The 12,301-nt window shown below is 62.9% G+C and carries 16 protein-coding genes; 5 read left to right on the top strand and 11 right to left on the bottom strand.

Annotated elements, in window-relative coordinates:
- Positions 1 to 25: 25 nt before the first annotated feature.
- The 4 genes from frr to ACR64R_RS09055 form a co-directional block, all read right to left on the bottom strand.
- The gene (gene frr, locus ACR64R_RS09040; protein WP_487361304.1) at positions 26 to 580 is read right to left on the bottom strand and encodes a ribosome recycling factor; all 555 of its coding nucleotides are present in this window, start codon (positions 578 to 580) and stop codon (positions 26 to 28) included.
- Between the two features lie 78 nt (positions 581 to 658).
- The gene (gene pyrH, locus ACR64R_RS09045) at positions 659 to 1,378 is read right to left on the bottom strand and encodes a UMP kinase (RefSeq protein ID WP_487361305.1); all 720 of its coding nucleotides are present in this window, start codon (positions 1,376 to 1,378) and stop codon (positions 659 to 661) included.
- A gap of 167 nt (positions 1,379 to 1,545) precedes the next feature.
- The gene (locus tag ACR64R_RS09050; protein WP_487361306.1) at positions 1,546 to 2,655 is read right to left on the bottom strand and encodes an aldo/keto reductase; all 1,110 of its coding nucleotides are present in this window, start codon (positions 2,653 to 2,655) and stop codon (positions 1,546 to 1,548) included.
- A gap of 32 nt (positions 2,656 to 2,687) precedes the next feature.
- Positions 2,688 to 3,215 carry a nuclear transport factor 2 family protein gene (locus tag ACR64R_RS09055; protein ID WP_487361307.1) on the bottom strand — a complete coding sequence of 176 codons (528 nt, stop codon included), beginning with the start codon at positions 3,213 to 3,215 and terminating at the stop codon, positions 2,688 to 2,690.
- Positions 3,216 to 3,324: 109 nt separating this feature from the next.
- Between ACR64R_RS09055 and ACR64R_RS09060 the strand changes: the two genes are divergently transcribed.
- Entirely contained in the window at positions 3,325 to 4,251 is a 927-nt protein-coding gene (locus tag ACR64R_RS09060) for a LysR family transcriptional regulator (protein ID WP_487361308.1), read from the top strand.
- Between the two features lie 52 nt (positions 4,252 to 4,303).
- Here the strand turns inward: ACR64R_RS09060 and tsf are convergent, their stop codons facing one another.
- From tsf to ACR64R_RS09080, 4 genes are all read right to left on the bottom strand, one after another.
- Positions 4,304 to 5,224, bottom strand: a complete 921-nt coding sequence (tsf, locus tag ACR64R_RS09065; protein ID WP_487361309.1) for a translation elongation factor Ts — start codon at positions 5,222 to 5,224, stop codon at positions 4,304 to 4,306.
- Positions 5,225 to 5,343: 119 nt separating this feature from the next.
- Complete coding sequence (rpsB, locus tag ACR64R_RS09070; RefSeq protein ID WP_040994986.1) at positions 5,344 to 6,123, bottom strand: 30S ribosomal protein S2; 780 nt, start codon at positions 6,121 to 6,123, stop codon at positions 5,344 to 5,346.
- Between the two features lie 201 nt (positions 6,124 to 6,324).
- Complete coding sequence (locus tag ACR64R_RS09075) at positions 6,325 to 6,603, bottom strand: DUF4031 domain-containing protein (protein WP_487361310.1); 279 nt, start codon at positions 6,601 to 6,603, stop codon at positions 6,325 to 6,327.
- A gap of 84 nt (positions 6,604 to 6,687) precedes the next feature.
- Positions 6,688 to 7,518 (bottom strand): cell envelope integrity EipB family protein, encoded by an 831-nt coding sequence (locus tag ACR64R_RS09080; RefSeq protein ID WP_487361311.1) that lies wholly within the window; start codon positions 7,516 to 7,518, stop codon positions 6,688 to 6,690.
- Between the two features lie 139 nt (positions 7,519 to 7,657).
- Here ACR64R_RS09080 and ACR64R_RS09085 point away from each other — a divergent pair, with 139 nt between their 5' ends.
- The 4 genes from ACR64R_RS09085 to ACR64R_RS09100 all read left to right on the top strand — a co-directional run bounded on the left by ACR64R_RS09085 (position 7,658) and on the right by ACR64R_RS09100 (position 10,678).
- Positions 7,658 to 8,122 carry a RidA family protein gene (locus tag ACR64R_RS09085; protein WP_487361312.1) on the top strand — a complete coding sequence of 155 codons (465 nt, stop codon included), beginning with the start codon at positions 7,658 to 7,660 and terminating at the stop codon, positions 8,120 to 8,122.
- Between the two features lie 8 nt (positions 8,123 to 8,130).
- Positions 8,131 to 8,859 (top strand): glycerophosphodiester phosphodiesterase, encoded by a 729-nt coding sequence (locus ACR64R_RS09090; RefSeq protein ID WP_487361313.1) that lies wholly within the window; start codon positions 8,131 to 8,133, stop codon positions 8,857 to 8,859.
- A 55-nt stretch (positions 8,860 to 8,914) separates the two neighbouring features.
- Complete coding sequence (locus ACR64R_RS09095) at positions 8,915 to 10,129, top strand: GNAT family N-acetyltransferase (RefSeq protein ID WP_487361314.1); 1,215 nt, start codon at positions 8,915 to 8,917, stop codon at positions 10,127 to 10,129.
- 120 nt (positions 10,130 to 10,249) lie between these two features.
- Entirely contained in the window at positions 10,250 to 10,678 is a 429-nt protein-coding gene (locus tag ACR64R_RS09100) for an HIT family protein (protein ID WP_487361315.1), read from the top strand.
- A gap of 11 nt (positions 10,679 to 10,689) precedes the next feature.
- Here the strand turns inward: ACR64R_RS09100 and ACR64R_RS09105 are convergent, their stop codons facing one another.
- The 3 genes from ACR64R_RS09105 to ACR64R_RS09115 are packed head-to-tail and all read right to left on the bottom strand — an operon-like array spanning position 10,690 to position 12,297.
- Entirely contained in the window at positions 10,690 to 11,040 is a 351-nt protein-coding gene (locus ACR64R_RS09105) for an AzlD domain-containing protein (RefSeq protein ID WP_487361316.1), read from the bottom strand.
- Positions 11,037 to 11,960: an AzlC family ABC transporter permease gene (locus ACR64R_RS09110; RefSeq protein ID WP_487361317.1), complete on the bottom strand. Its 924-nt coding sequence runs from the start codon at positions 11,958 to 11,960 to the stop codon at positions 11,037 to 11,039. The genes ACR64R_RS09105 and ACR64R_RS09110 overlap by 4 nt, the downstream gene beginning before the upstream one ends.
- On the bottom strand, positions 11,953 to 12,297 hold the full coding sequence (locus ACR64R_RS09115) for a hypothetical protein (protein WP_487361318.1): 345 nt from the start codon (positions 12,295 to 12,297) through the stop codon (positions 11,953 to 11,955). Before ACR64R_RS09115 ends, ACR64R_RS09110 begins: the two co-directional genes overlap by 8 nt.
- Between the last annotated feature and the right edge of the window lie 4 nt (positions 12,298 to 12,301).

The raw sequence follows: 12,301 nt of genomic DNA on the forward strand, positions 1-12,301 counted from the left end.
CGCTTTCGAGCCGGAAAACCCGACCCTAAACCTGCATGATTTCAGCTTCCTTATCGGAAAGCAGGCGATCTATCGTGCTGATCATCTCGTCGGTCAGCTTCTGCACCTGGTCGGACCGCTTGCGCTGGTCGTCCTCGCCGATGGTGCCGTCCTTCTCAGCCTTCTTGAGGAAGTCCATGCCGTCGCGACGGACATGGCGCACGGCGACGCGCGCGTTCTCGGCATAGCCATGCGAGATCTTGACCAGCTCCTTGCGGCGCTGCTCGTTGAGCTCGGGCAACGGAATCCGCAGATTCGTGCCGTCTACGATCGGGTTGAAGCCGAGATTGGCTTCGCGGATAGCGCGGTCGACCGCGCTGACCATCGACTTGTCCCAGACCGACACCGAGATCATGCGCGGCTCAGGCACCGTCACATTGGCCACCTGGTTGATCGGCATCGTCGTGCCGTAGGCCTGCACCTGGACCGCGTCGAGCAGGTTGCTGGACGCCCGGCCGGTGCGAAGCGAAGCCAGATCGTGCTTGAAGGCGGCTATCGCCCCGTCCATGCGTCGCTTCAGGTCTTCGTACTCGCCACTCATGGTCATCTCCTCGACCCGTTCTACGGGTTCACTGCTTGTGTCGTCGTCCCGTAGCCGTTTAACGGATCCCGGCCCCGATCATTTGTCGGCGACGACCGTGCAATGGCCGCCGCCCCTCAGAATATCGCCGAAACCACCTTTTTCGTGGATCGAATAGACGATTATCGGAATGTTGTTTTCGCGCGCAAGTGCAATCGCAGCCGTATCCATGATCGCAAGCCCACGTTTGATGACCTCGGCGTGGCTGATACGGTCGAAGCGAACCGCGTTCGGGTCTTTCTTGGGATCGGCCGAATAGACGCCGTCAACCTGCGTGCCCTTGAAAAGCGCATCGGCGCCGATCTCGGCTGCGCGAAGGGCTGCGGCCGAATCGGTGGTGAAGAACGGATTGCCGGTGCCGCCGGCGAAGATGACCACCTTACCCTGGTTCATGTACGCGGTCGCCTGGCGCTGGGAAAAGCTCTCGCAGAGTTCGGGCATGGCGATGGCCGAAAGCACGACGGCGTCGACGCCGATCTTGTTAAGCGAGGTGCGCAGCGCCAACGAGTTGATGACGGTGGCGAGCATGCCCATGTGGTCACCGGTGACTCGGTCGCCGCCCTTCGACGCCACGGCGACTCCGCGGAAGATGTTGCCTCCGCCGATCACGACCCCCACTTCGACTCCCAGCGCGCGCGCTTCGGCTATGTCGGCGGCTATGCGGTCGACCACCGAGACGTCGATGCCGAAATGCTGCTCGCCCATCAACGCTTCGCCGGAAGCTTTCAGCACGACACGTCGATAGAGGGGCTTCGTCATTCTGGATCCTCGAATATCTCGGCGCGGCAATTCTGGAGGCGAACCGCCCCCGCTTCATCCGGCAATGCTGTCATGACGGGATGACCCGATACACGAAGGGCGCGGCGATGTCACGCCGCGCCCTCGTGCAAAATCCCAGGCTTTTCCGGTCAGTTGCCGCCGTTTGATCAGTTACTTGAGATGCTGACCGCCTCGCCTTCGATCATGACCGCAGGCGAATAACCGGCCGGCTTGTCGCCGATTACGGACCCACCGGTCACCCGGACCTGTATTTCGGAACCGAAATAGGAATGCGGGAACGGCGCAGGCGTGGCGCTGGCCTTTTCCAGCCGCGCGCGAAGTCCGGCAGGAATCGAAAAATCGAGCGCGCCGAGATTATCCTCAAGCTGCGCAAGCTTCGTCGCTCCAAGGATGACGGAAGCGATTCCCGGCTGCGTCGCCGCCCAGTTAAGCGCAACCTGGGCCATGCTGCGGCCTAGTTCGCTCGCCACCTTCTCGAGTTCCGCCACGATCGCCCAGTTGCGGTCGCTGAACTTCTGGAAGCCGGGATGCGTGGTGTCGCGGAAACCGTCGAGCCTCCCGGCGTTTCCGGCTGTCGTCGGCCTGTACTTGCCGCTGAGCAGCCCGCTGGCCAAAGGGCTCCACACCATTATGCCAGCGCCATGACGGGTGGCTAGAGGCACGTATTCATGCTCGATGGCGCGCTCTGCGAGCGAGTATTCGAGCTGCAGCGCCGACACCGGCTCGTAGCCGCGCAGTTCAGCGATCGCCTGGGCGCGGCCGGCATACCAGGCCGGCACGTCGGAGAGGCCGATATGGCGCACCTTGCCGGCGCGAACGAGGTCATCCAGCGTGCGCAGCACCTCCTCGGCCGGGGTGATCCTGTCCCAGACATGCAGGAGGTAGAGGTCGATATAGTCGGTGCCGAGTCGCCTCAGCGAGGCTTCCACCGCGCGCATGATGTTCTTGCGGCCATTGCCGCCGGCATTCGGATTGCCGGCCTCGGAATTCATGGTGAATTTGGTGGCGATCACTGCCTTGTCGCGTAGACCCCGCCCGGCGACGAACTCTCCGAGCCAGGTCTCAGCGGTGCCGCCGGTGTAGAGGTCCGCCGTGTCGAAGAAATTGCCGCCCGCTTCGACATAGGCGTCGAACATCGCGCGGGCGGTGTCCCTGTCAGCGCCCCAGCCCCATTCGGTGCCGAAGGTCATGGTGCCGAGCGCCAGCCGGCTGACGCGCAACCCGCTGTTGCCCAACGTGTAATAGGTCATGCTCATTGTCGTATCCGTTCCGATCCGGTTATCGTCGTTTACTGGCCGGGCGTCGCCTTGACCCAGGGATTGCCGCGCTCGTGCGTCATGCGGAAGGTGAAGCCATCGACTTTCCAGCCGGCAGCCGACCGTGTCAGGTGGTGCTCATACGTGCCCCAGACTTCCCAGAGCGGATCCCCATTGCCTTCCATCCGGTTCCAGGCATAGCCGTTGGAACGGACGGTCGCGGCGTTTGCTTCAAGCGTTACTTGATGATTGGTGCGCAGATGCAGGCTGGTCTTGCTGCCCTTGAGATTGCCCGCCCAAGCGCCGATCAGGTCGTGAGACGCAATGTTAGCCGCGGGCTGCCCGGACAGGCTGCTGAAATCGGCGGTGACACGCTCGGCGAAATAGCAGCGTGCCAGTTTCCAGTCTTGCGCGTCCACCGCGCGGTCTATGGAGTCGGCGATGCGGATCACCGCGCGCTCGTCGGCAAGCGCCTGCCAGCCGGCCGGTTCGGCACCGCCGGCATCGACCGGCGCCAGTGCCACTCCAGCTGCAAAAGTTACATGTTTCAACGCGTTCATTTCGTCTCTCCTTGAGCATCCGCGCCGTTGTGTTGACGACAATGTGGACCGGCCCAGAGGCATCGATAAGATTGCATTGTTCGCAAAGACTGTGCGATATCATTCATGAATGGATCGCGACCTACTCACACACCTGCCGGTAATCGTCGCCGTGGCGCGGCGCGGCGGGTTCGCTCTTGCTGCGGCCGAGCTCGGCATGAGCCCGTCCGCCGTCAGCCATGCAGTGCGGCTGGTGGAAGAGCGCATCGGCCAGCCGCTCTTTGCCCGCACGACGCGCAGCGTCTCGCTGACGGAAGCCGGCAAGGCGCTGGTGGAGACGGCTGCCCCGGCCTTGCAGGACATCGCCGAAAAGATGGACCGCATCCGCGGCGTGAAGGGAAGGCCGGCCGGCCTGCTCAGGATCAACGCCTCCAACATAGCGATCCCCCTGGCGGTAACGCCGGTGGTCGCGGCCATGGCCGAGCGCTACCCCGATGTGACGGTCGAGATCGTTGCCGACCAGGGACTTGTCGATATCGTGGGCGAAGGTTTCGACGCCGGCATCCGGCTGGGCGAGATGATCGCGCAGGACATGGTCACCGTCAGGATGACGCCGCGGTTCAAAGCCGTGATCATCGCCTCTCCCGCCTATGTCGGCAAGCACGGCCGTCCGCGCGACGTGGCCGATCTCGCCAATCACAACTGCATCGGCTACCGGCTGGTCCGCTCTGGCGCCTTGTATCGTTGGGATCTGACCGAGGACGGCAAGGACATCGTCGTCGAGACGCACGGCACCGCCATTGTCACCGATTCGCTCGCTGCGATTGACTTGGCGCTGGCCGGCCTCGGGCTCGCCTACGTCTTCGAGCCCCTGGTGCGCGCCGACCTGGCCGCCGGCCGCCTGGTCCAGATCCTGCCGCAGGCGGCGATCGAGGAACCTGGCCTGTTCCTCTACTTCCCGCGCCGCGCATCGATGGCGCCGAAGCTCAGGGCCTTTATCGACACCGCACAAGAAATCGGCCGGGCATCCATGCGGACACCCGGCCGAGTTGCCTGAGCTCGTGAGCTCTTCACCTTAGGGAAACGCCAAGCGTTCCCCGGGATCAGAGCTATTTCTTGACCGCCGCCGCGACTTCCGCCGCAAAGTCGGTCGTTTCCTTCTCGATGCCCTCGCCCAGCGCGTAGCGCAGATACGCGGTGATCTTGGCCGGAGCGCCGATCTCCTTCTCCGCATCCTTCAGCGCCTTCTCGACGGTGATGTCGGGATTGAGCACGAAGGCCTGCTTCAGAAGCACCACCTCTTCATAGAACTTGCGAAGGCGGCCCTCGACCATCTTCTCGATGATGGCTTCCGGCTTGCCCGACTGGCGCGCCTGGTCTGAGAAGATCGCCTTCTCGCGCTCGACCAGCGCCGGATCGACTTCCTCGGCGGAAAGCGCGACCGGGTTGCTGGCTGCGACATGCATCGCGACCTGGCGGGCAAAGGCGTTGGCGGCATGCTCGTTGCCGGTGGTCTCGATCGCGACCAGCACGCCGAGCTTGCCGAGGCCGTCGGCAACGGCGTTGTGGACATAGGTCGCCACCGCGCCATGCGCCACGGTCAGCTTGGCCGAGCGCCGGAAGCCCATGTTCTCGCCGATCGTGCCGACCGCGTCCTTGATGGTGTCGGTGACCGACTTGTCGGAGCCCGGATACTTGGCCGCGGCCACCGCCTCGGTCGTGCCGTAGGCAAGCGCGACCTTAGCGACTTTGGCGACGATTTCCTGGAAGGCTGCATTGCGGGCGACGAAGTCGGTCTCCGAATTGACTTCGACGATCGCGGCTTCACGCACGCCGGCGTCGACGCCGATCAGACCCTCGGCGGCTGTGCGTCCGGCCTTCTTGTCTGCCTTCGAGATACCCTTCTTGCGCAGCCAATCGACTGCCGCTTCCATGTCGCCGTTGGTCTCGTTCAACGCCGCCTTGCAGTCCATCATGCCCGCGCCGGTCAAGTCGCGGAGTTCTTTGACCTGTGCAGCCGAAATCGTCATTGTCGCCTCTTTGTCTCAAATGCGCCGACGCACCATCGGAACTCGATGATGCGCTCGGCAAAAGCGCTTTAGCGCGCCAACTTATTGGAAAGATGAAGGCCGGGATCCGGCCTTCCTAATCAAGCTTCCGGAGCTTCGGCAGCCGGAGTGTCGAGCGCCGGCTCGACCGGAGCCTCGGCCGAAGCGCCGATATCGACGCCGAGCGCGCCCTGCTGGCGGGCGATGCCGTCGATGGCGGCCTTCGCGATCAGATCGCAATAGAGCTGGATGGCGCGGGCCGCGTCATCGTTGCCGGGGATCGGAAAGTCGATCTTGTCCGGGTCGCAGTTCGAATCGATGATGGCCACGACCGGAATGCCGAGGCGCTTGGCCTCGAGAATGGCGATCGCTTCCTTGTTGGTGTCGATGACGAACATCAGGTCCGGCGTCGAGCCCATGTCCTTGATGCCGCCGAGCGCCTTGTTGAGCTTCTCGCGTTCGCGGTCGAGGTTCAAGCGCTCCTTCTTGGTGAGGCCCTGGGCCTCGCCGGCGAGCGTCTCGTCGAGCTTGCGCAGGCGCTGGATCGAATTCGAGATCGTCTTCCAGTTGGTGAGCATGCCGCCCAGCCAGCGCGAGTTGACATAATATTGGGCCGAGCGCTGCGCGGCGTCGGCGACAATGTCGGACGCCTGGCGCTTGGTGCCGACGAAAAGCACGCGGCCGCCCTTGGCGACGGTGTCGGACACCTGCTTCAGGGCCTGGTGCAGCAGCGGCACCGTCTGCGACAGGTCGATGATGTGGATGTTGTTACGGGCGCCATAGATGTAAGGCGCCATCTTCGGGTTCCAGCGGTGGGTCTGGTGGCCGAAGTGAACACCAGCTTCCAAGAGCTGGCGCATGCTGAAATCTGGCAGAGCCATTCTTTAGTTCCTTTCCGGTTGGCCTCCACGGACATAGGCATTTCGGACGGAATGTCCTGATGCCACCGGAGGTTTCAGCCGGATTTCTCCCGGGCAGACACCAAAGTCCGTGTGTGGAATGAGCGCGCATATAGAGGGGAAGTCCCATAAACGCAAGCCAGGCAGCGGAAAAGGCGTCCCCTGCGGCGATCCGCGTAACCGTCAACGCTTCGCTTTGCCGTTCGGCACCCTGACACGGCGAAAGATCGCGACGATTTCCTCGCGGCTGCATTCGATCGCGCCGAGCCGAACCGCGCGGTCACGCTCGAAGCCGGTGATGTCGTAATGCGGCGCCGACGTCTTGGGCGGCCCTTGATAGGAGGAAAGCTTGAGGCCGAGTTCGGTGGCGAAGCGGTGCAGCTCATCCGTGTCGTCGGCAAGAAGATGGCACCAGCGGTGGCCGGCCCATCTCCAGATCGCCGCATCGACATAGACCGCCATCAGGCCGCCGCACTCCGTCATCCCGAAACATGACGCGTCGCTGCCTGGCGTGTCCGTGCCTGGCTGCTTGCCGTCAGAGCGTTGCTACTTCGAAGCCGGGCAAGGTTTGGTCTGATCGAACAGCGACAGGTTGACCAGCTTACCGGTCATCGAGAAGTCGCCATAGTCCATCACGAGGTCGCGGGTGATGCCGTTCTCGTGCAGCTTGAAGCTGATCCGGTACTCCGGCACCTCCTCGCCGCTTTTGTCCGTATCGTCGAAATAGGCGATGTCGACCGGCCAATATTTATCGGAGGCCAGCTTGGCCAGCGCCGGTGCTTCCGGATCCGCCTTGTCGGAATCCGTCTTCTTGCCGACGATGACGGTGGTGGTCATCACCTTGTTGGCGTCCTCGGAGCCGTCGAACAGGTTGGTCTGGTAGAAATTCTCGCCCTTTTCGGCCTTGCCGATCAGCTCGACCAGATGTTGGGTCGGGAACTGGGTTGCCGCGAGCTCAAGGCTGCTTTTCTCAGGCTTGTCGATATCGACCTTGAGGCCCTTCGGTTCCCTGACGGCCACGCCTTTCACTTCCTTGTCGAGGTTCTGGTCGACGAAGGATTTCGTCACGAAGGAAAAGGTCTTGCCCTCGGCGTCCTCGAAGGTCGTCGTCTGCTGGTCCGTCAGCCGGGTGTTGTCGTTGGTGACGATCTGGGTGACGAAGCGGAACTTGACCGTGTAACCTTCGCAGGCCGAGCCGTTGAACTCGTAGACCATGCGGCCGGTGATGCCGGTAATGCCAGAACGGTCGGAGGCCTTGCTGAGCGTCAGGTCGTAGACGGCGCGGTGCGCCTGCAGCGCGGGCACCGCAAAAGCCGGCGCCATAGGAAGCACCGCCGAAAAGCAGGCGGCAGCGAGGAAAAGGCGCGTTGCGCGCATACGTTACTCCGATCGTCGCGGCCGGGAGGCAGGCCGCAGGGAAAGATGGTCCAGCATAAAAAAAGTCGTGGCGGAAGCGAGGCAAAAATAGCAATTTCGGCCCGGCCGACGCGGCGCCTTCCAGCAATAGGGAAAACCAATGAGCGAAACAATCGAAAAGCGGCTAAGTGACCTTGGCGTGAGTATTCCGGCCGCCGCCGCGCCCGCCGCCAACTACGTGCCCTATTGTCGCACCGGCAACATGCTGTTCACGGCTGGTCAATTGCCTCTGAAGGACGGCAAGCTGCAGGCAATCGGGTTGCTCGGGCGCGATATAGACACCGCCGCGGGCAAGGAAGGCGCGAAGTTCTGCGCCATCAACATCCTGGCGCAGGCCAAGGCAGCGCTTGGCGATCTTGAAAAGATCCGCCGCTTGGTCAAGATCACCGTCTTCGTCGCCTCCGCGCCGGACTTCCTCGAGCAGCATCTCGTCGCCAACGGCGCCTCCGACTTCCTGGTCGCTGCGCTCGGCGAACGCGGCAAGCACGCCCGTTCCGCCGTCGGCACCGCCTCGCTGCCTCTCAACGCCGCGGTCGAAATCGAAGCGATCTTCGAAGTCGAATGAGGCCCGAGATGTCTGACCTGTCCTGGCTGATTGCACAGCCTGTCGCGCATCGCGGCTTCCACGACATGAACAGGACACGCTGGGAAAACACGCTGTCGGCCTTTGCCGCGGCGGCCGAGCGCGGCTACGCCATCGAATGCGACGTCCATATCTCCTCCGACGGCGTCCCGGTCATCATCCATGACGGCGACCTGAAACGCCTGACCGGCCATGACGGCTTTGTCTGGCAGCGCACTGCGGCCGAACTCGCGACGCTCAAGATCGGCGGCACCAAGGACCACGTGCCGACGCTAGAGGAAGCGCTCGACCTGATCGACGGTCGCGTGCCGCTGGTGGTCGAACTGAAAGGCGTTCCGGGTCATGACGACGGACTGGTGGCAAGCGTCGGCAGGCTGCTCAAGCGCTATAAGGGAAAGGTGGCGATCATGTCGTTTGATCACTGGCTGATCCGCGACTTCGCCAGGGACGCCCCGGGTATCCCTGGCGGGTTGACCGCCTATGGCAAGGACAACCAGCTGATCGAGGCGCATTTCGCCATGCTGGCGCACAACCTCGCCTTCACCTCCTACGCAGCCGGCGACTTGCCGAACCCCTTCGTCAGCTTCGTACGGGAAAGGCTGAGAATGCCCGTCATCACCTGGACAGTGCATGATCAGCCGGCAGTCGACCTTACCTTCAAATATGCCGACCAGATGACGTTCGAGGGTTTCGAGCCCGACCTTGTGAAAGTGGCCTGAGCCGGGTGCCTCAAACGTGACTTGTAGAGGCTTCGCAGAGGCTTAAATAAGCCCCATGGATCAGGGCGACGACGACGATGGACAGGGAGCGAACGCGGACTATGCGATCCGCGTCGCGGCAGGCATCGGCGCATTCACCCGCGAGGAATGGGACAGCTTCGCCGGAACCGCGCGAGGCGATACGGAAAACGGCTACAACCCTTTGGTCTCATTCGCCTTTCTGAGCGCCTTGGAGGATTCCGGCTGCGCTGTCAGACGCACCGGCTGGCAGGGCCATCATCTGAGGCTTGAAACCCCGCAAGGCAGGCTTCTAGGAGCCGTCCCGGGTTACCTCAAATCACATAGCCAGGGCGAATACGTCTTCGACCATGGCTGGTCGGACGCCTTCGAGCGCGCCGGCGGCCGCTATTATCCCAAGCTGCAATGCTCGGTGCCGTTCACACCCGTCACCGGCCCTCGCCTTCTGGTCAGCAAAGGAGAGAATGAAGGCGCCGTCAGAGCCGGACTGGCGGAAGGCCTGAAACTCGTGACCGACAAGCTGGGCATCTCTTCCGCGCATGTCACCTTCGCCAACGAGCCCGACATCGCCACGCTGGAGGCGGCGGGCTTCCTGCATCGCACCGACCAGCAGTTCCATTTCTTCAACGAGGGCTTTTCCAGCTATGACGACTTCCTCGCCACGCTCGCCTCGCGCAAGCGCAAGGCGATGAAGAAGGAGCGGCGCGAGGCGCTGGCCGACGGCATCAGCATCGACTGGCTGACCGGCAAGGATATCACCGAAAGCGCCTGGGACGATTTCTACGCCTTCTACATGGATACCGGCGGCAGGAAGTGGGGCCGGCCCTATCTCAACCGGCAGTTCTTCTCGCTGATCGGCGAGCGCATGGCCGATGACATTCTTCTGGTGATGGCGAAGCGCAACGGCCGCTATATCGCCGGCGCCATCAACTTCATCGGCGCCGACGCGCTCTATGGGCGCAACTGGGGCTGCATCGAGGACCACCCCTTCCTGCATTTCGAGGTCTGCTACCATCAGGCGATCGACTTCGCCATCGAGCGCGGGCTCAAGGTGGTGGAGGCTGGCGCGCAGGGCGAGCACAAGCTGGCGCGCGGGTATCGACCGGTGACCATGCATTCGGCGCACTACATTTCGCATCCGGGTCTGCGCAATGCCGTCGCCGACTATCTCAGACGCGAACGGCGCGAGGTCGAGCGCATGGGCGAATACCTGGAAGAGCACACGCCCTTCCGCAAGGATCTGGGGGAATAGGGCCGAAACCGTCTCGTGCTCGGTTTCCAGTCCGCATGGCGGATCTCGCCTGAGTGCCTTGCCGCCCATCCGCGCCTTCGCTACACCGGACGGCGAATGCGCAATTGGGAGTGTCCCGCCATGGCTGAAGCCTATGATCAAGGCAACATCTTCGCAAAAATCCTGCGCAGCGAGATCCCCTCGCATCGCGTCTACGAGGATGAAGCGGTCGTCGCCTTCATGGACGTGATGCCGCAAGGCACGGGCCACACGCTGGTGGTGCCTAAGGCGCCATCGCGCAACATGCTCGACGCCGATCCGGCAACGCTCGGTCCGTTGTTCGCCGCCGTTCAGAAGGTTGCCGTGGCGGTGAAAAGGGCCTTCAACGCGGACGGCGTCACGCTTATGCAGTTCAACGAGCCGGCCTCGGGTCAGACCGTCTACCACCTCCATGTGCACGTCATCCCGCGCTTCGAGGGCGTACCGTTGAAGCCGCACTCCGGGCAGATGGAGAAACCGGAGGTGCTGGCCGATAATGCCGGCAAGATCCGGGCGGCTCTGGCGGGCTGAGATGGGGGCGATCAAAAGTTCAGATAGAGTCCCGCCAGCAGCAGAAGCTCGGCTGTGACGATGCCGACGACCATGCGCTTTCCCGACGCCAGATAGGCGACGAAACCAAGGGCCGCCGCCACAATCCTCAAGCCAAACGAAGTATGCGCAAGCGCGCCGCCTGGAAAAACAATCAGGTTGCCGATTACGGCGGCAACAAGCGCGGTCGCCATGGTGCGAACCAGCACCAACAGGTCTGAATCTTCGGAAAGCTTGCCCCCTAGATAGACACCGAGGAAGCGCCAGACATCGGTGGCGGCGAAGCCGGCAACGAGAATGAACAGGTATGGCCACCACCAGGCGCCGTTGGAAAAGTAACTCACGCCGCGCGCGCCTTGCCTCGCCACAAGTGCCAACCATAGGCGGCAGTGCCGCCGATCAGTCCGGCAACGAGCAAATCGATCCGCGGCAACACGATGTGGAACACCGGTCCAAAGACCAGACCCAGGATCATTGCCACATGCCCTGCCCGTTCGCGTGCGGAGCCCCACAACGAGGTCAGGAAATACATCGGCGTCAACATCAGCAACGCCGCCGAAAACGCGGACGGCAGCGCATCCGCCGCCGCATAGACGACGGTCACGACAATGATATTTATCGTCACCAGCGTGCAGCCGAGGCCGGAATAGTAAGTCGTACGCATCTGAGGCGGGACGCGCTTGAGGCGTTCCATGGCCAGCACCCAGGAGGTCACGGCCACGAAATGCGCCAGGAGATAGAGCACGCATTGCCGGGTTTTCCCGGTGCGCATCTCAGGCATCAGGGCCATCACCATCGGCATCAGACGTATGGCGGACAACGTGACGGCGAACATCGCCGCCGGCAGCGCCGCTCCCGACGCGATCGCGCCCACCAGCACGACCATGGATGGCAGCGCCCACACTGTTCCGGTCATGAAAGCGGCCTGTGCCGCCGTGACCCCGGCGTCCTTCGCCAAGGCGGCAAAGCCGATAAACGAGCTGATGAGGATCAGGCCAGGCAGGGAAAAGGCCGCGCGGACACCGCGCAGGAACCAGGTGGAACGAGGCGCTGTGACGTCCGAGGTCCAAGTCGACATGTGCCGGCCATAGCATGCGCGGCCATGGGATGCGACCACACCGAAAGCGGCGCATCGTCTTTCCATTGATCCAGGAAAATCTGTTGGCGGTTGCAGGACATCGGCCACGCGGGCAGCCACAAACCCTGCCCTAAAACGCGGGCAAGATGCGCGCGGCGCTGGGAAGTCGACCTTCGCCTCAGCCAACCGGTAGTTGCGTCAGGATCCGGAATGCTAACGGCTCCGGCCCGCTGGACAGGTGCACCCGAATCGCCTCTGCGCAATCCTGCGGGGTCAGCAGCGACGTATCGACTTCCAGGTCGTGGATACCGGGTTGTGCAACCCTTCCTGTCATCGTCGTACCGGCCAGGGCACCGGATCCACCGGCAGTCCAGCCAGGTGCCGCGCGAGCAAAAGCATCGACGCCGAGACTCATCCAGACGACCGAATATCTCTTGTATTGCGGTGGCGATGCTCGATTTTCGCGGGCGTAGCGCACCGTTGAGGATGCCAATCCGGCCGATTTCCACGTCTTCTTTTGCAACAAA

This window comes from Mesorhizobium sp. MC2-1-1, assembly GCF_057597255.1.

Bases quoted from the DNA above. Each gene is read 5' to 3' on its own strand.
- frr (WP_487361304.1), bottom strand. From the start codon at position 580: ATGAGTGGCGAGTACGAAGACCTGAAGCGACGCATGGACGGGGCGATA.
- pyrH (WP_487361305.1), bottom strand. From the start codon at position 1,378: ATGACGAAGCCCCTCTATCGACGTGTCGTGCTGAAAGCTTCCGGCGAA.
- ACR64R_RS09050 (WP_487361306.1), bottom strand. From the start codon at position 2,655: ATGAGCATGACCTATTACACGTTGGGCAACAGCGGGTTGCGCGTCAGC.
- ACR64R_RS09055 (WP_487361307.1), bottom strand. From the start codon at position 3,215: ATGAACGCGTTGAAACATGTAACTTTTGCAGCTGGAGTGGCACTGGCG.
- ACR64R_RS09060 (WP_487361308.1), top strand. From the start codon at position 3,325: ATGGATCGCGACCTACTCACACACCTGCCGGTAATCGTCGCCGTGGCG.
- tsf (WP_487361309.1), bottom strand. From the start codon at position 5,224: ATGACGATTTCGGCTGCACAGGTCAAAGAACTCCGCGACTTGACCGGC.
- rpsB (WP_040994986.1), bottom strand. From the start codon at position 6,123: ATGGCTCTGCCAGATTTCAGCATGCGCCAGCTCTTGGAAGCTGGTGTT.
- ACR64R_RS09075 (WP_487361310.1), bottom strand. From the start codon at position 6,603: ATGGCGGTCTATGTCGATGCGGCGATCTGGAGATGGGCCGGCCACCGC.
- ACR64R_RS09080 (WP_487361311.1), bottom strand. From the start codon at position 7,518: ATGCGCGCAACGCGCCTTTTCCTCGCTGCCGCCTGCTTTTCGGCGGTG.
- ACR64R_RS09085 (WP_487361312.1), top strand. From the start codon at position 7,658: ATGAGCGAAACAATCGAAAAGCGGCTAAGTGACCTTGGCGTGAGTATT.
- ACR64R_RS09090 (WP_487361313.1), top strand. From the start codon at position 8,131: ATGTCTGACCTGTCCTGGCTGATTGCACAGCCTGTCGCGCATCGCGGC.
- ACR64R_RS09095 (WP_487361314.1), top strand. From the start codon at position 8,915: ATGGATCAGGGCGACGACGACGATGGACAGGGAGCGAACGCGGACTAT.
- ACR64R_RS09100 (WP_487361315.1), top strand. From the start codon at position 10,250: ATGGCTGAAGCCTATGATCAAGGCAACATCTTCGCAAAAATCCTGCGC.